The sequence below is a fragment of the Citrobacter koseri ATCC BAA-895 genome (genome assembly GCF_000018045.1).
GTDB lineage: Bacteria > Pseudomonadota > Gammaproteobacteria > Enterobacterales > Enterobacteriaceae > Citrobacter_B > Citrobacter_B koseri.
On record NC_009792.1, the window covers coordinates 3,334,425 to 3,351,850 of the forward strand.

General features: G+C 55.4%; 17 protein-coding genes. 4 read left to right on the forward strand and 13 right to left on the reverse strand.

Going from position 1 to position 17,426, the window contains the following annotated elements; translation table 11 throughout:
* Window positions 1-330 precede the first annotated feature (330 nt).
* The gene (gene nrdD, locus CKO_RS15310) at window positions 331-2,469 is read left to right on the forward strand and encodes an anaerobic ribonucleoside-triphosphate reductase (protein ID WP_024130772.1); all 2,139 of its coding nucleotides are present in this window, start codon (window positions 331-333) and stop codon (window positions 2,467-2,469) included.
* Between the two features lie 106 nt (window positions 2,470-2,575).
* Complete coding sequence (gene nrdG / locus CKO_RS15315) at window positions 2,576-3,040, forward strand: anaerobic ribonucleoside-triphosphate reductase-activating protein (RefSeq protein WP_012134360.1); 465 nt, start codon at window positions 2,576-2,578, stop codon at window positions 3,038-3,040.
* 97 nt (window positions 3,041-3,137) lie between these two features.
* On the opposite strand, the gene CKO_RS15320 is transcribed toward nrdG, so the two are convergent.
* The 11 genes from CKO_RS15320 to pmbA all read right to left on the reverse strand — a co-directional run bounded on the left by CKO_RS15320 (window position 3,138) and on the right by pmbA (window position 12,670).
* Window positions 3,138-5,048, reverse strand: coding sequence for a BglG family transcription antiterminator (locus CKO_RS15320; protein ID WP_024130773.1), 1,911 nt, complete (start codon window positions 5,046-5,048; stop codon window positions 3,138-3,140).
* Window positions 5,049-5,070: 22 nt separating this feature from the next.
* Window positions 5,071-5,811: a 2-dehydro-3-deoxy-phosphogluconate aldolase gene (dagF, locus tag CKO_RS15325; protein ID WP_012134362.1), complete on the reverse strand. Its 741-nt coding sequence runs from the start codon at window positions 5,809-5,811 to the stop codon at window positions 5,071-5,073.
* A complete protein-coding gene (locus CKO_RS15330; protein ID WP_024130774.1) occupies window positions 5,808-6,926 on the reverse strand; it encodes a DgaE family pyridoxal phosphate-dependent ammonia lyase in 1,119 nt (372 codons plus the stop codon). The genes dagF and CKO_RS15330 overlap by 4 nt, the downstream gene beginning before the upstream one ends.
* The gene (locus CKO_RS15335) at window positions 6,910-8,043 is read right to left on the reverse strand and encodes an amidohydrolase/deacetylase family metallohydrolase (protein WP_012134364.1); all 1,134 of its coding nucleotides are present in this window, start codon (window positions 8,041-8,043) and stop codon (window positions 6,910-6,912) included. The genes CKO_RS15330 and CKO_RS15335 overlap by 17 nt, the downstream gene beginning before the upstream one ends.
* A gap of 58 nt (window positions 8,044-8,101) precedes the next feature.
* On the reverse strand, window positions 8,102-8,746 hold the full coding sequence (locus tag CKO_RS15340; RefSeq protein ID WP_012134365.1) for a DUF4310 family protein: 645 nt from the start codon (window positions 8,744-8,746) through the stop codon (window positions 8,102-8,104).
* A 14-nt stretch (window positions 8,747-8,760) separates the two neighbouring features.
* Complete coding sequence (locus CKO_RS15345) at window positions 8,761-9,537, reverse strand: DUF4311 domain-containing protein (RefSeq protein ID WP_012134366.1); 777 nt, start codon at window positions 9,535-9,537, stop codon at window positions 8,761-8,763.
* A gap of 22 nt (window positions 9,538-9,559) precedes the next feature.
* Entirely contained in the window at window positions 9,560-9,859 is a 300-nt protein-coding gene (locus CKO_RS15350; protein ID WP_012134367.1) for a DUF4312 family protein, read from the reverse strand.
* A gap of 2 nt (window positions 9,860-9,861) precedes the next feature.
* Window positions 9,862-10,224, reverse strand: coding sequence for an SFCGS family glycine-rich protein (locus CKO_RS15355; RefSeq protein WP_012134368.1), 363 nt, complete (start codon window positions 10,222-10,224; stop codon window positions 9,862-9,864).
* Between the two features lie 10 nt (window positions 10,225-10,234).
* Window positions 10,235-10,555, reverse strand: a complete 321-nt coding sequence (locus CKO_RS15360; RefSeq protein WP_012134369.1) for a glycine dehydrogenase — start codon at window positions 10,553-10,555, stop codon at window positions 10,235-10,237.
* A 331-nt stretch (window positions 10,556-10,886) separates the two neighbouring features.
* Window positions 10,887-11,273: a cytochrome b562 gene (cybC, locus tag CKO_RS15365; RefSeq protein WP_012134371.1), complete on the reverse strand. Its 387-nt coding sequence runs from the start codon at window positions 11,271-11,273 to the stop codon at window positions 10,887-10,889.
* Between the two features lie 44 nt (window positions 11,274-11,317).
* Window positions 11,318-12,670: a metalloprotease PmbA gene (pmbA, locus tag CKO_RS15370; protein ID WP_012134372.1), complete on the reverse strand. Its 1,353-nt coding sequence runs from the start codon at window positions 12,668-12,670 to the stop codon at window positions 11,318-11,320.
* Window positions 12,671-12,765: 95 nt separating this feature from the next.
* Between pmbA and yjgA the strand changes: the two genes are divergently transcribed.
* Window positions 12,766-13,317, forward strand: a complete 552-nt coding sequence (gene yjgA / locus CKO_RS15375; RefSeq protein ID WP_012134373.1) for a ribosome biogenesis factor YjgA — start codon at window positions 12,766-12,768, stop codon at window positions 13,315-13,317.
* A 323-nt stretch (window positions 13,318-13,640) separates the two neighbouring features.
* On the opposite strand, the gene mpl is transcribed toward yjgA, so the two are convergent.
* The gene (gene mpl / locus CKO_RS15380) at window positions 13,641-15,014 is read right to left on the reverse strand and encodes a UDP-N-acetylmuramate:L-alanyl-gamma-D-glutamyl-meso-diaminopimelate ligase (RefSeq protein WP_024130777.1); all 1,374 of its coding nucleotides are present in this window, start codon (window positions 15,012-15,014) and stop codon (window positions 13,641-13,643) included.
* Window positions 15,015-15,189: 175 nt separating this feature from the next.
* Here mpl and fbp point away from each other — a divergent pair, with 175 nt between their 5' ends.
* Window positions 15,190-16,188 carry a class 1 fructose-bisphosphatase gene (fbp, locus tag CKO_RS15385; protein WP_024130778.1) on the forward strand — a complete coding sequence of 333 codons (999 nt, stop codon included), beginning with the start codon at window positions 15,190-15,192 and terminating at the stop codon, window positions 16,186-16,188.
* Window positions 16,189-16,290: 102 nt separating this feature from the next.
* Here the strand turns inward: fbp and CKO_RS15390 are convergent, their stop codons facing one another.
* On the reverse strand, window positions 16,291-17,403 hold the full coding sequence (locus CKO_RS15390) for a methyl-accepting chemotaxis protein (protein ID WP_012134377.1): 1,113 nt from the start codon (window positions 17,401-17,403) through the stop codon (window positions 16,291-16,293).
* Window positions 17,404-17,426: the final 23 nt, after the last annotated feature.

Sequence of the window (17,426 nt, forward strand, 5' to 3'; positions counted from 1 at the left end):
TGAATTTTTACGCAATTTTTAAGTCCAAAAATTTACATTAAGCGCAAGCGCCCGCCATTCGTACTCTTAAATTTTTACTTTGTTCTGAATCAATAAAATCGTAAACATCTTTGATGCAAATCACTACATATAGAACTTAAAATGCAACCCGACCCAATATGTTGTATTAATCGACTACAATTGCTACAAACACAACACGACGCCATAACGGTGATGTTGTGGATAACGTGGGTCGGGATTGCGGGAAGTCGTTGGATAGAGAGATGAATAAACCCACGCAGACTTCCTCAGCCTCTGTGGATAACCTGTTCTTATAAATATGGAGTGATCATGACACCGCATGTGATGAAACGAGATGGCTGTAAAGTGCCGTTTAAATCAGAGCGCATCAAGGAAGCCATTCTGCGTGCAGCTAAAGCAGCGGGAGTCGATGACGCAGATTACTGCGCCACCGTCGCAGAAGTCGTTAGTAACCAGATGAATGAGCGCAGCCAGGTTGATATCAACGAGATCCAGACAGCCGTTGAGAACCAGCTGATGTCCGGGCCGTACAAACAACTCGCTCGCGCTTACATTGAATACCGCCATGACCGTGATATTCAACGTGAAAAACGTGGCCGTCTGAACCAGGAAATTCGTGGTCTGGTTGAGCAAACCAACTCCGCGCTGCTGAACGAAAACGCCAACAAAGACAGTAAAGTGATCCCGACCCAGCGCGACCTGCTGGCCGGTATCGTGGCGAAACACTACGCCCGTCAGCATCTGCTGCCGCGTGATGTGGTGCAGGCGCACGAGCGCGGCGACATTCACTATCACGATCTCGACTATTCTCCGTTCTTCCCGATGTTCAACTGTATGCTGATCGATCTGAAAGGCATGCTGACGCAGGGCTTTAAGATGGGGAATGCGGAAATCGAGCCGCCGAAATCCATCTCCACCGCCACGGCCGTAACCGCGCAAATCATCGCACAGGTTGCCAGCCATATTTATGGCGGCACCACCATCAACCGTATTGATGAAGTGCTGGCGCCGTTTGTTACCGCCAGCTTCAATAAACACCGTAAGACCGCCGAAGAGTGGCAGATCCCGGACGCTGACGGCTACGCGCACGCCCGTACCGAGAAAGAGTGCTACGACGCTTTCCAGTCTCTGGAATACGAAGTGAACACGCTGCACACCGCCAACGGACAGACGCCGTTCGTCACCTTTGGTTTTGGCCTCGGCACCAGCTGGGAATCGCGCCTGATTCAGCAATCCATCCTGCGTAACCGTATCGCAGGTCTGGGTAAGAACCGTAAAACCGCCGTGTTCCCGAAACTGGTATTTGCGATTCGCGACGGTCTGAACCACAAGTTTGGCGATCCAAACTACGACATCAAACAGCTGGCGCTGGAGTGCGCAAGCAAACGCATGTATCCAGACATCCTGAACTACGATCAGGTGGTGAAAGTGACCGGCTCGTTCAAAACGCCAATGGGCTGTCGCAGCTTCCTCGGCGTCTGGGAAAATGAGAACGGCGAACAGATTCACGATGGCCGCAACAACCTGGGCGTCATCAGCCTCAACCTGCCGCGTATCGCGCTGGAAGCTGGTGGCAATGAAGCAACGTTCTGGAAGCTACTGTACGATCGCCTGGTGCTGGCGCGTAAGGCGCTGATGACCCGTATCGCCCGTCTGGAAGGCGTGAAAGCCCGCGTTGCGCCAATCCTTTATATGGAAGGCGCCTGTGGTGTCCGCCTGAAAGCTGACGATGACGTTTCCGAGATTTTCAAAAATGGCCGCGCGTCAATTTCGCTGGGCTATATCGGTATTCACGAAACCATCAACGCGCTGTTTGGCGACAAACATCTGTACGACAGCGAAGCGCTGCGCGCTAAAGGTATCGCCATTGTCGAACGCCTGCGTCAGGCGGTGGACCAGTGGAAAGACGAAACCGGCTATGGCTTCAGCCTGTACAGCACACCGAGCGAGAACCTGTGCGACCGCTTCTGCCGTCTGGATACCGCTGAGTTTGGCGTCGTGCCGGGCGTGACCGATAAAGGCTACTACACCAACAGCTTCCACCTCGACGTGGAGAAGAAGGTGAACCCGTACGATAAAATCGACTTCGAAGCGCCGTATCCGCCGCTGGCGAGCGGTGGCTTCATTTGCTACGGCGAATACCCGAACATTCAGCACAACCTGAAAGCGCTGGAAGACGTCTGGGATTACAGCTATCAGCATGTGCCGTATTACGGAACCAACACGCCAATCGATGAGTGTTACGAGTGCGGCTTTACCGGCGAGTTCGAGTGCACCAGCAAAGGGTTTACCTGCCCGAAATGCGGTAACCACGACGCCGCGCGTGTTTCAGTCACCCGCCGCGTATGCGGTTATTTAGGCAGCCCGGATGCGCGTCCGTTTAACGCCGGTAAGCAGGAAGAAGTGAAGCGCCGCGTTAAGCATTTAGGCAATGGGCAGATCGGTTAATCCGCTGTCACGTTAATGCCCGGTGGCGCTACGCTTACCGGGCCTACGGACTGCACTCTTACTGTAGGCCGGGTAAGCGTAGCGCCACCCGGCGTGGTTACAGACTATGAACTTTCACCAGTACTACCCCGTCGACATCGTCAACGGCCCCGGCACGCGCTGTACTCTTTTTGTTTCCGGGTGCGTGCATGAATGCCCTGGGTGTTACAACAAAAGCACCTGGCGGCTCAATTCGGGTAAACCGTTTACGAAAGAGATGGAAGACCAGATCATTAACGATCTGAACGACGAGCGGATTAAACGCCAGGGGATCTCACTGTCTGGCGGCGATCCGCTGCATCCCCAAAACGTACCGGACATTCTGAAACTGGTGCAACGCATTCGCGAAGAGTGCCCCGGCAAAGACATATGGGTATGGACGGGTTATAAGCTGGATGAACTCAACGCCGCGCAAATGCAGGTTGTGGATCTGATTAACGTGCTGGTCGACGGTAAATTCGTACAGGATCTTAAAGACCCGATGCTGATCTGGCGCGGCAGCAGTAACCAGGTCGTCCATCATTTACGTTGATCGCACTCTTTAACGCCGTTTCTCTGCTTCAGGATAAACAAATGTAATGCGTTATAGCATTACATTTGCATTAACATTCATTTCTGGAAAACGCCTCTCAAAAACGGCTCACGCACTCCATCGCTACCGCTTTGAACTCGGCAAAATTCTGGCTGGCGCAGAGTCGCGTCATGGCGCGCTCACGCAGGAAAGTGACAAAAATATCGTAGATCGCCATTGCTTCTTCGTACTCGCTTTTACTGATGGCGAGTAAAAAGATGACGTGCGCCGTCTCATCTCCCCAGACGATGCCCTGCGGCGCGAGCACGGTATAGACCACCGTTTTCTTCGCCAGCAATCCCAGGGCGTGCGGCAGGGCGATGCTGTCGCCTAACATTGTGCTGACAATGGCTTCACGCTCAACCACCGAGTCGAGAAACTCCGCATCCACAAACCCCTCGCTTTGCAGCTGATCGCACAATGTCTTAAACAGCGTCTGCTGATCCATTGCACTGTCGATAATGCGAAAGTGAGCGGCGTCGAAGTATTTGTTCAGCATCCACGGGCGGGTTCTGTCCACCAGCACCAGCTTGCCGATCTGCTCCAGCTGGTAGTCGGTAGGGAATGGCGCAATCATGACCACCGGCTTATCTTTTTCGCTGACGCGCGCGGTAGAGATGACAAAATCTTCGGCAATGCTGTCCCGCTGCTCATAGTCACGCAGAGTCAGGGTTCTCACGATCTCAATCTGCGGATATTTCCGCGCCAGCACCGCTTCGATCATGCGTACCATCGCATTTCCCGCGTCACATACCAGCAGGATTTTAGGCTGCCGTTGGTAACCGATGTTGTAACTACGTTCCAGCCCAACACCAATATGCAATACCAGAAAACCAATCTCGTTTTCGCTGATGGTATACGGCGTGTATTTTCCCCAACCCGACACGGCCGCCAGCGTCATATCCCACGCCATAGGGTAGTGCTGCTTAATGTTTTCCAGTAGCGGATTGGGGATCATGATCTGATAGCGCACTCGCGTGATCATCGTTTTGATGTGGGTGAGCAGGTCGGCATGTAACTGTTTGTCATTCAACAGGTTATAGTTGTACTGCGTGTTGATAAAACGGAGGATATAGTTAACCAGCGCTTCATCGTCATCGGCATTGATGGCGCTGGGAGCAATCTCCTGCACCTGCCGTGCGGCAATGTGTACCTTCAGCCAGTTCTCTTCAGACGCCGACAGCGGTTTATCCGCCAGGTGTTGCAGCACCGCCGCAATATCCCGCGCCGCGAAGCAGACGTTGTCCTCCACCTCTTCCGTGGTAAATTCCGACAGCGGATATCCTTCGCTGATGCGCCGTACCGCGACGGCGCAATACAGGCGTAAAAACAGCTCGCCTTCATCTGTCAGGCGAATACGAAAACGGGTAAATATTTCCTGCAAAATCGGCTGCAATTGCTCCGGCACGCCCGCGTTAAGCGCTTCTTCCACAATCAACGGGTTCGCCGGGTCCTGCTGCGCCAGCGTCCACAGGAGATCGGTCAGACACGCGCGGATCGCCATTTCGCTGCCGAACAATTTCATGCCGTGGCGAGGGCGGGTTTCCAGCGTCAGATGATAGCGGCGCAGCCACTCGCGAACTTCCGCCATATCGTTTTGCAGCGTCGCGCGGCTGACGAACCACTCATCCGCCAGATCTTCCAGTTTGAGCGAGAAAGCAGACGTCAGGAAACGAACCACCAGATAGTGCACCCGTTCCTGGCTGGTTCGCGGGATGCGCAGCGTACTCGGCTGCTGCTCCCGCAGGGTTTGATAGCGGGTCGGATCGTCAATTCGGAGCTGATAACCGTTGCCCCGGCTCAGAACAAACTGCGCGCCATACTGCGTCAGCAACGCATTCAACGCAGTAATGTCCGCCCGCACGGTGCGCGTGGAAACCGACAACCGCTGCGCCAGCTCATCCTGCGGCAGCGTCTCGTTTTGCAACATATCAAACAGCTGTGCCAAACGTTGGTTGGGGAATCGCACGTCACTTACCTCACTCTTGCTATTAACCTGCACACGTCCGGGTAATGGCCAACAGCTGGCGCACATCGTCTGGACGGGTGTTGCCACTCACCTTATCAATAATCGAACTATAAATGTGAGGAATGATTTTGCTGACGCCGGCATCAAGCGCAATCTGCAAAATCTCGCCAAAGTTTTCCAGATCGATACCGCCAGTCGGCTCCAGCCAGAAGTCGTGACGGGCGCAGGCTTCCGCTACCGCTTTGTACTCATCACGGCATTTCAGGCCACCCATCGGGAAGTATTTAATCGAGCTGCCGCCCATGTCTTTCAGCAGGGCAATCGCCGTCTCAACGGGAACAATGCCGTCCGGCGTTTTGCTGCTCAGCGGGCCGGTAGAAATTTTCACCCTGCCCGGCGTCCCCGTCGGGGAGACCAGACCGTTAACGACCGTTTCACTCTGCCCCAGCAGCGCGCGGCTGGTCGCCACGCCGGTAAAGACCTGATTAACGTGCTGCGGCTGCACCTGACGAGAGATTTCGCTCACCATCGCCGACTGGTTCGGATCGCCAGCCCCCAGGCCAACGGAGAGGGCATTGTCGATAAGCGCCGCGTATTCGCGCATATCCGCCACCGCGCTGTCGACATCCGGGTAATTTTTGGAGAGCACGCCGACCAGCACATGGCCTTCCGCCGCCGCATAAATCTCACGGGCGTTCTCTTTGGAACCCGCCAGAACGTTCAGACAAACGCGGTCACGGTAAAAGTTAGGGGTCAGTTTCATGCTTTTTTCTCCTGATTAATCACGTCGCGAATACGGCGTGCCACAATCTCCAGTTGCGCCTGATTTACGCTGCGGACATCCGCCTCAATAATGCCTTCGTTAGCTTTGTAGCCACGGAAATAGATGGCGTACTCACCCTGTTTGAGGGCTTCCACCAGATCGCCGGTGGCAATGCCGGTCACGGCCTCATCGAATTTAATTTCCGTTCGCGCGATATCGCGTCCGGCGCTGTCCCACACCACGCGGGCGCTCACGCCATTAAGCGCATTCAGCGCATCAATGAACGGCGTCATTTTTTCGACCATCTCCGCGCCGCTCTCTTTCTGCGCGTTCAGGTAGAGTTCGATGGCGCAGGTCAGCCCGAGGATGCCCTCTTTGCCGACTTTCATGGCGCGGCCAATGCCCGCCGTCTGGCGTTTCACCCACTCGACGTACTGAGTTTTACCGAGCACCAGACCGCTGGTCGGCCCTTCAATCGCTTTCGCGCCGCTGTAGATCACCAGATCCGCGCCGACGCGGTAGTAACACTGCAAATCCTCTTCTGCCGCCGCATCCACAATCAACGGTAAATTGTGCGTGCGCGCGACTACCGCCGCCTGCTCTACGCTGAGCATGCTTTTCTGCACGCAGTGGTGAGATTTGATATAGAGGATCGCCGCCGTGCGCGGAGTGATCGCCGCCGCAAGCTGCGCTGCGGAACATTCGTTGGCATAACCGGCTTCGACCAGCTTACCGCCGCCCAGCGCCACCATCGTACCAACCGGCGCGCCAAAGTTAACGTTGTGCCCTTTCGGCAATACAATTTCGTTATTCTCGATCGGAGTAACATGCAGGTTTTCCAGCAGCCAGTCGCTGTCCTGAACCAGTACCGCCGCTACCGACTGGGCAATTCCCGCCGAGGCGCAGGAGACGACCGTCGCCCCTTCCACATCCAGCAGTTTTGCAATGTACTCCCCGGTTTTATTGACCAGATCTTTCATCTCAAAGTACTGGTTCATGCCATCCATTGCCGCCTGCACCACTTCCGGGCGCGGGGTGGAAACACCGAGCGCGGTCATGCGCCCTGATGTATTAATCACTTGTTTCAGATTGTATTTTTCATAAATCGAAGTCACGTTCAGCACTCCCTTGTTCGGTTACATAGCCCTTACCCGCACGGATGGCGGCAAGCGGCACCAGCAATTTTTCAGCCTGTAAGCTGTCGTTTTCAGCGTCCACCAGCACGGTTGGCTGGCGCCTGAGCGTAAAGAGGGTCAAGTCGGCGTCCAGACCTGGCTCAAGGCGGCCTTTGCTTTTCAGGTTCAGGCCATCAGCGGCATTTGCCGTCACACAGTCGATGACCTGCGGCAGCGTCATGCCGATGGCGAGGAATTTCGACATCACGTTGGCAAGCGAATAAACCGGGCCATTGATGCGGTTACGACAGTAGATATCCGAGCTGATGGTGTGCGGCAAAATGCCTAAGCTAATCGCGCGCTGCGCGACCGCAAAGCTCAGGCTGGCAGTGCCGTGACCAACGTCCAGGCGCACGCCGCGCTGTAGCGCCCGGGTGATTGACGCGCGCAGCTCGCCGCCCGGCGTCAGAATGCGATTAGGTTTGCCGTTATAGCAGTGAGTGATGATATCGCCCGCCGTCAGACGCTCAGCGATCTCATCCAGATCCGGCGGATTGTTGCCGATGTGTACCATCAACGGCAGATCGCCGTTCTCTTTCTGCATCGCTTTGGCGCATTCCAGCGGCGTAATGCCGTTTTCACCCACCACGCTGCTGCTCATTCGCGCCTTCAGGCCCACAATGAAATTCGGATGGCGTTTCACCGCCTGTTTCACGGCGTCCGCATCGACATTGGCCATATTCGCCAGTTCGTTTTGTGCGATCAGTCCTACGCGGGAGATATTCAGCAACGCATAAACTTCAGTGGCCGCTTCACGGGTCAGCGTGTAGAAATCATCAATGTCGTCTGCGCCGGTACTGCCCGCATCAACAACGGTGGTGACGCCTGTCGCAATACCGACGCTGTCCGGCTCATCGTGATAAATCGGGGATTTCGGATAGCAGTGGACGTGGGAATCAATCCACCCTGCGCTAACGTAATACTCGCCGCGCAGATCGACGGTTTTCGCCGCCGGTTGCTGGATATTGCCCAGCGCGGCAATTTTGCCGTCCTTCAGGGCGATATCGCCCACCGTATCGTCAACCAGACGCGCACGGCGCAGGAGTAAATCATACATCGCTCTCTCCTTTGCCGGATGGCGGCGTAACCGCCTTATCCGGCCTACAAATCAACAGTTAGCTAATGGCAATCGGGAAGATCGAACCTAAAATCATGGCGCCGAGGATCGCGCCGCCGGTGATCGGCTTCTGCCAGAGATAGAACAGCAACGCCCCCAGCAAAGAACCCACGCCGATTGGAATCGAGGCGGTCATCGCGCTGAGGATGATCAGCGGCCCCAGGAAGCGGCCTGACGCATTACCCGCCCCCATCATCACGTCCGCCCCGTAGGTGGAGTCGCTCTGATTGATGGTGAACTTACGCGCCAGAATGATGACGTAGCCAATTGCCAGACCAATCACCAGACCGGTGATTAACGAGGCGACAAAGTTAGCGACCGGGAAAACGATCCCTGCGCCCAGCAGCAGCGCCGGAACCCCAAGACCGACGCCGGTCTGGATCGCCCCGCCGATGTCCAGAATCCCCACCAGCGACCCTTCGATAATGCGGGCAAACAGGAAGCTTGCGCCAAACGCGGCCACCGCGCCGTAAACGCCGGTGTCCATCCCCGCTTTCAGCATTGCCACAAAGGCCACTTCGTTAAACGCGCCGATACCGTACAGGTAGTACATATGCGTCCCGGCAAAAACGCCGGATGAGAGCAAGCCTACAAAGATCGGGAACGACCAGTCGGCATACCAAAAACCTTTATTCTGTTCCATTATGATGGCCTCCGTTATTTGCCGCTGAGCGAGCCGTGGATCAGTTCGAGCCAGTTCGGCACGGTCATATTGAAGGATTCGATCATCTTCATGTCGAAGCCGCGGAAGAAGCCGCTCAGGACAAACAGCGCCACAATGGCGACCATCATCACTTTGGTGACGTGGTTCCAGCCGCTCTCTTCAACGCCTTTGCCGATCAGAATACCCAGCACCAGACCCGGAACGGCGTTACCCATGATCAGCTGCGCCGCGCCGCCAAACACGGTGGCCCAGAAGCCTGATTTTTTCCCGGCGTCGATCGCCGCCAGCCAGAAGATAACCGGCATCACGGTATTCACCAGCAGGTTAGCCGCAGGCACCAATACCTTAACGGCGGTGACCTGCAACGCTTCCGGTACGGAAGAGGCGGTAAGGTTGAGGAAGGTCACGACGATCATGCCGATGATGCCGCAGGCAATCGCCATTTTCTTCGGATCGTGCAGCGTCTCGCCGACATTGCGGTTTTTGATCATCAGCGCTGCCGCGCCCCAGTTCGGGATGATGCGGTGATCGACATCCTGCGTGAATGAACCCGCCGCAACGGATGAAGCCCAGGCGTTGAAGAAGAAGCCCAGACCGAAGGAGAAGTGAGAAGCCGGGTCTCCTTCACAGGAGTTCAGTTCCCCCAATGTACGAAACGCGCCCATACCCTGTGTAGTCGGCGCATGAAACATGCGTGCAGCCCCGGCGCCCACACCGACGCCGACCAGGCCACCAATGATGAGCGATTTTATTAATATTATCAGGAACATATTTATGCCTTTTAATAAAGAATCAGCGTTGCGCGACGAAGTCCACCTTGTCGAGATTGATGGCAGTCACGTTGACGGTCACTTCCAGCTCCACGCTGTAGGTGCGTCTTTCCCGGCGCAAAAAGACAAATAAAAACGCTTCTTTGCGCACCGTTTCACGCGCTTGAACAACCTGCACATCCTGTGGCTCAATACGCAATAAAATATGCGGCGATGCTTTCATCACCGCGCCCTGAACGTGGTTCAGGGCATCGGCAAAGGCGCGCGCTTTGGCTTCGCCTTTACCGGTGACTCTCACCGTAGTGGTGAATTGTTCTTTCATACTTAAGCGCCGTATTTCTTCTGCCACGCCTGAACCAGACGCTCGCCAAGTTCTTCTTTATCCATAAAGCCGAACCCCAGCACGTTGCAGCCTTCGTTGATAGCCGTGACGCCTTCATCCACAGAGCGCATCCCGTATTTGGCTTTGTAGCCATACTTGTTTTGCGCCGTAATGGCGCCCGCGCCGCCGCTACCGCAAAAAGAGATGCCAAAGGTAGCGTTTTCCGCTTTCATCACGTCGCCCAGCTTCATATCCGCCGCCACGCCCGGCACCACCACCGCACGACCACCGGCTTTTTCCACACCTGCCGCCACTTTCTGGCCCTTACCCAGACGATCGCCAATTACGACTGTAATCTGTTCCATTTTTTGCTCCTTAAAGGTTGTCTTTCGCGACTTCGAAATGTACTGACAGCAGCCAGGCTTCTTCCTCTGGAAGGTTGCCAAACGCCGCCACGATGTCGCGGGCAAGTGCCATTGATTCGGCTGAAATTTCATCAAATAAACTGGCATCCACTTCCGGCAAAGGCTCGCCGGTCACTGACCGGTGCGCCATGGCGCGAACATGAGACGTCAGCATTTGTTCCTGTACGGCGTTGGGAATGATGTGATGTTCGCTGAGTAAGGCATACACCTGCGCCAGCATGCGATCGGCCAGTTCACCGATCTCCGTCACCTGCTCCCCCATGTCGTTCATTACTGCTCCGTTATTCACTCGTCTTACCCCGTTAATGGCTCTGGGTTAAAACTAACGGCAGGGGTTAAAAGTTTGTAGCGAGTTGTTTTCCACTTCGAAGTGGAAAGGCGAGTGGCGACAGTGATCTGTTCCACAGAAAAGGGGGATTTGGCGATTTATCGCTGAAAAACTGTGACATACGTCGCAAGGAAAGGCGGAAAAACCGATGAGAAAAAGCACATTCGCGCGATCGCCGAATGTGAAAAAGTGTGACGGGAATAGGGATTACTTATGGCCCAGGGGAAATGCCGGATGACAACGCGATGCGTCTTATCCGGCCTACATCACGTTATTAACGATACTTCTTATGGTACGCGTTGCGGGTGGTTTTAAACGTTTCCGCCGCCGCTTGCGCCTCTTTGATTTTTCCTTCATTCGCCAGTTTTAATGCGCCGTCAATCTGACCGACCAGCGTATCTAAACCGTGGCGAAAATCCTTCATCTCCGGGCTATCCGGGGCTTTATCTTCCAGCTTAGGCGGCGTGCCTTTTTGCGCATCCAGCGCAGCGACGCGCATTTTGCTTAACGCGTCTTTCAGTTCGGTCGCGTTATCCGTCTTTTCCACCACCTTCAGATTGTCGTTAAGCGTGTCCATATTGTCTTCAAGATCGGCAGAAAACACCGCCGAACTGAACGCCAGGGATGATATGGCAAGAACAGTTAACAGGTTTTTACGCATTGCTCACTTCCTCATTTTTATTATGAAAAGAAAACAAACGAGTGCTACTGCCCGGCGATTTTCATCTCCGGTAACAGCACGGAACCACACTGTATATTGCTACGCGTTTCAATATCGTTACCCACGGTGACGATATTGCGCCACATCTCTTTTAAATTCCCGGCGATGGTGATCTCGCTGACCGGATACTGGATCTCGCCGTTCTCAACCCAGAAACCGGCCGCGCCACGGGAGTAGTCGCCAGTAATGCCGCTCACCCCCTGGCCCATAAGTTCGGTGACGACCAGACCGGTGCCCATCTCTTTGAGCAGTTGTTCAAAGCTCAGCCCCTGCCCGGCAATGCGCCAGTTATGGATGCCGCCCGCGTGCCCGGTGCTTTTCAGCCCCAGTTTGCGCGCGGAATAGTTGGTCAGCAGCCACTGGGTCAGCACGCCGTCTTTCACAATGTCGCGACGCTCTGTGCGCACACCTTCGCTGTCGAATGGCGAAGAGGCCAGCCCTTTCAGCAGATGCGGGTGTTCTTCGATGGTCAGCCATTCCGGCAGAATTTGTTTGCCCAGCGAATCCAGCAGGAAGGTCGATTTACGGTATACCGAGCCGCCCGCAATCGCGCCGACCAGGTGACCAAACAACCCGGTCGCCACTTCATTCGCGAAAATCACCGGCGCTTTCATGGTCGAGAGTTTGCGCGGCGCCAGGCGAGATAACGTGCGGCGCGCGCACTCGGCGCCCACCCATTCCGGCGTTTGCAGATCGCCTAACGCGCGGCCAATGGTGTAGGCGTAATCACGCTCCATGTCGCCCTTTTCTTCGGCGATGACACAGCTTGAGAGCGAATGGCGCGTGGAGCAGTACCCCTGCAACATGCCGTGGCTGTTGCCGAACACTTTGATGCCGTAATGGCTGTTAAAGCTGCCGCCTTCGGTGTTGGTGATACGTTTATCCGCCTGTAACGACACCTGTTCCGCGCGAGCAGCCAGATCAATGGCCTCATCCGGGGTCACTTCCGCCGGGTGGAACAGGTCGAGATCCGGCGCCTCAAAGGCCAGCAGATCTTTATCAGCCACGCCCGCGCACGGGTCCGGCGAGGTATAGCGAGCAATATCCAGCGCCGCCTGTACGGTACGGGCAATCGCCTGCGGGCTTAAATCGGTGGATGACGCGCTGCCTTTACGGTTCTGGTGATAAACGGTGATCCCCAGCGCGCCGTCGCTATTAAATTCTACGTTCTCCACTTCACCATAACGGGTGCTGACGCTGATGCCGGTGGTCTTGCTGACAGAGACTTCCGCGCCGTCTGATTTGCCTGAGGCGAGCTCCAGGGCTGTCGAGACCGCTTCTTCCAGAATTTTACGCTGCGCTTCAACTTGTGAGATTACTTTCATCGCAAATGCCATACTGTAGAGAGAGTTTCTCTGAAGTCTAACAGAGAACCGTTTTTCAGTGCGCATCTTAACTGGTAACATTAGCCTCTTTTTTTAAGGAGCCTGACATGACAAAGCAGCCCGAAGACTGGCTCGACGACGTTCCCGGTGATGACATCGAAGACGAAGACGATGAAATTATCTGGGTCAGCAAAAGTGAAATTAAACGCGATGCCGAGGAGTTAAAACGCCTGGGCGCGGAAATTGTGGATCTGGGGAAAAACGCGCTGGATAAGATCCCGCTTGATGCGGATCTGCGCGCCGCCATTGAGCTGGCCCAGCGTATTAAGATGGAAGGCCGCCGTCGTCAGTTGCAGCTGATCGGTAAGATGCTGCGTCAACGCGACGTTGAACCTATTCGTCAGGCGCTGGATAAGCTGAAAAACCGCCACAACCAGCAGGTGGTGCTGTTCCATAAGCTTGAGCAACTGCGCGATCGCCTGATCGTTGAAGGTGATGATGCGGTGGAAGAAGTGCTGAGCCTGTGGCCGAATGCTGACCGTCAACAGCTTCGCTCGCTGATCCGCAACGCGAAGAAAGAGAAAGAAGGCAATAAGCCGCCGAAGTCGGCGCGGCAGATCTTCCAGTATCTGCGTGAGCTGGCGGAAAACGAAGAGTAATGCGTACGTGAGTTAAGTGTGCCGGATGGCGACGCAAAACGTCTTATCCGGCCTACAGCCTGGTGTATTTGGTATTTGCCGGATGGCGACGCAACGCGTCTTATCCGGCCTACAGCCTGGTAGCATTTGGTATTGCCGGATGGCGACGCAATGCGTCTTATCCGGCCTACAGCCTGGTGCATTTGGTATTGCCGGATGGCGACGCAATGCGTCTTATCCGGCCTACAGCCTGGTGCATTTGGTATTGCCGGATGGCGACGCAATGTGTCCTATCCGGCCTACAGATTGTAGGCCCGGTAAGCGCAGCGCCACCGGGCATATGATTACTCCGCAGCCTCTGCCTTTTTCGCCAGGCCATCCAACAGTTTTTGATGGATGCCGCCGAACCCGCCGTTGCTCATCACCAGAATATGATCGCCAGGCTGCGCGGTTTTCACCACCATATCGGCCAGCGCGTCCACATCTCCGCTCCAGTGCGCAGGCTGAACACAGGCATCCGCGACTTCCGCCACCTGCCACGGAATATGCTGCGGTTGCAACAAGAACACTTCATCCGCACGCCCTAACGACGGAGCCAGATCGTCTTTGCAAAGACCCATCTTCATGGTGTTGGAGCGCGGTTCCAGCACCGCAAGAATACGCGCCGTACCGCCCACTTTACTGCGCAACGCCGCAAGCGTCGCCAGGATCGCCGTCGGGTGGTGAGCGAAATCGTCATACACCGTCACACCGTTGGCTTCACCGCGCAACTCCAGACGACGACGGGCGTTGATGAACGATCCCAACGCGTTAGCCGCATCCGCAGGCATCACGCCAACATGACGAGCGGCGGCAATCGCCATCAGCCCGTTATTCATATTATGTTCACCGACCAGCGACCACTTCACTTCACCGGCTTTTTCACCGTCCAGCCACACTTCCCAAACGGATGCATCCGCGTTCAGTTTCTTCGCCTGCCAGTGCCCCTGCTCGCCCACCAGTTCCTGCTCGCTCCAGCAGCCCATCGCGATCGTCTGCTTCAGGTTGATGTCGTGTTCCGGGAAAATAATGCGCCCTTGCCCCGGCACGATGCGCACCAGGTGGTGGAACTGCTTCTGAATCGCTTTCAGATCGTCAAAGATGTCCGCATGGTCGAACTCAAGGTTGTTGAGGATCAGCGTGCGCGGGCAGTAGTGCACAAACTTGGAACGCTTATCGAAGAACGCGCAGTCGTACTCATCCGCCTCAATGACGAAGAAGTGACTTTCACCCAGACGGGCAGAAACGTCGAAATTACCCGGAACGCCGCCAATCACGAAGCCCGGCTGATAACCGCAGGCTTCCAGAATCCAGGTCGCCATGCCTGCCGTGGTGGTTTTACCGTGCGTACCGGCTACGGCCAGCACCCAGCGATCGCGCAGAACAAAGTCATGCAGCCACTGCGGGCCGGACATATACGGAATGTTCTTTTCCAGCACCGCTTCAACACACGGATTTCCACGGGTCATGGCGTTGCCGATGATCACCAGGTCTGGCTGTGGGTCGAGCTGGCTGGCGTCGTAACCCTGAATTAAATCAATGCCCTGCTTCTCAAGCAGGGTGCTCATCGGCGGATACACATTGGCGTCCGAACCCGTTACTTCATGACCGAGCGAGCGCGCCAGCATCGCCAGACCGCCCATGAAAGTGCCACAAATTCCCAAAATATGAATGCGCATACGTCACTACCCTTTTTTAATCTGGGGGCCATTTTACGCACATGTCAGGCAAGTGAGAAACGCATTTCAGGATATTCCGTACTTTGCTGGCGCGATTCACCTGAGCGCGGCCGCTGAAATATTTGTTAAGATTGTTACGGTCGCTTTACTCCATATCAATTGCAGGGAAAGTGTTATGAAAACGTTAGGTGAATTTATTGTCGAAAAGCAGCACGAGTTCTCTCATGCTACCGGTGAGCTCACTGCTTTGTTGTCGGCAATAAAGCTGGGCGCCAAGATCATCCACCGCGATATCAACAAGGCCGGTCTGGTCGATATCCTGGGTGCCAGCGGTGCTGAGAACGTGCAGGGCGAGGTTCAGCAGAAACTCGACCTGTTCGCGAACGAAAAACTGAAAGCTGCACTGAAGGCGCGTGATATTGTGGCGGGCATCGCTTCTGAAGAAGAAGATGAAATTGTCGTCTTTGAAGGCTGCGAACACGCGAAATACGTGGTGCTGATGGACCCACTGGATGGCTCGTCCAACATCGATGTTAACGTCTCTGTCGGTACTATTTTCTCTATCTACCGCCGCGTAACGCCTGTCGGCACGCCGGTGACGGAAGAAGATTTCCTGCAACCGGGCAACAAGCAGGTAGCTGCGGGTTATGTGGTCTACGGCTCTTCAACCATGCTGGTTTACACCACCGGCTGCGGCGTACACGCCTTCACCTACGATCCGTCGCTGGGCGTTTTCTGCCTGTGCCAGGAGCGTATGCGCTTCCCGGAGAAGGGTAACACCTACTCCATTAACGAAGGCAACTACATCAAATTCCCGAATGGCGTGAAGAAGTACATTAAGTTCTGCCAGGAAGAGGACAAGTCCACGAATCGCCCGTACACCTCGCGCTATATTGGTTCCCTGGTGGCGGATTTCCACCGCAACCTGCTGAAAGGCGGGATCTACCTCTACCCGAGCACCGCCAGCCACCCGGAAGGGAAACTGCGTCTGCTGTACGAATGCAACCCGATGGCCTTCCTGGCTGAGCAGGCGGGCGGCAAAGCGAGCGACGGTAAAGAGCGCATTCTGGATATTACGCCGGAAAGCCTGCACCAGCGCCGTCCGTTCTTCGTCGGCACCGATCATATGGTGGAAGACGTAGAACGCTTCATCCGCGAGTTCCCGGACGCATAATTATCATTAATCGCACGGATGTAGGCCGGATAAAACGCGCAGCGTTGCCATCCGGCAATTTATTGCCTGGTGGCGGCTTCGCCTTATCCGGCCTACGTTCGGTTACGCTGCCTGTAGCTTAAATACGGCCATCGCCTCCAGCAGCGCATGGGACTGCTCTTCCAGCGAACGGGTGGCTGCGGAAGATTGCTGTACCAGCGCCGCGTTCTGCTGTGCGGTTTCATCCATCTGACTGACCGCGATATTCACCTGCTCAATGCCCCGGCTCTGTTCCTGAGAAGCACTGGCAATCTCACGCATCAGTTTGGTCATGCGCATCACTTCTGTCGCAATCTCATCCATCGTTTCACCGGCCTGCATCGCCAGATCGCTGCCCTCTCCGACATGCGTTTGCGAGTCGCTGATGAGCGCGCGGATCTCTTTCGCGGCATCGGCGCTGCGGCTGGCGAGATTACGCACCTCACCGGCAACCACCGCAAAACCGCGCCCCTGTTCACCAGCGCGCGCCGCTTCAACGGAGGCATTCAGCGCCAGAATATTGGTCTGGAAAGCGATGCCGTCAATTACGCCGAGAATATCGGCGATACGGTCAGAGCTGCCGGAAATATCACGCATTTTCTCAATGACATAGCACACCATCTCACTACCGCGATCGGCGGTGTCCGAGACTGATTTCGCCAGTTGGTGCGCCTGATCGGCATTTTCAGCGTTCAGTTTCACCGTCGCAGTCAGCTCTTCCATGCTGGCGGCTGTCTGTTCCAGCGAGGTGGCCGTAGACTCCGTGCGTTGCGCCAGATGCAGGTTGCCCGCCGTCAGTTCACGGCTGCCGGTATCAATCTGCGTGCTGGCGTCACGAACGCGTACCACGGATTCACTCAGCGCCGCACGCATCTCTTCAAGGGCGGTATTCAGACGGTTAAATTCAGAGCTGGCAAAATGGCTTACCGTTGGCGATAAATCCCCTGTCGCCAGACGCTCCAGTTGCTCAACAACATTATCAAGAGGTTTCAGGAGCTTATTACGCAACATCAGCCATACCAGCGCCAAGAGGCCGATGGCGGCCAGCGTCGCCCCCGTCATCACCCCATAATAGACCCAGGAAGTGATAATACGGGTGGAGGCGTAGAGCCCCATACCGCCCGTCAGCAACAGGAGCAGGGTAAGTAAAGACAGTAAAACCAGTAAACTTGTACGAATAGAGAGGGATTTTGGCATCGTTATCTTTCCGGTTGTAGGGA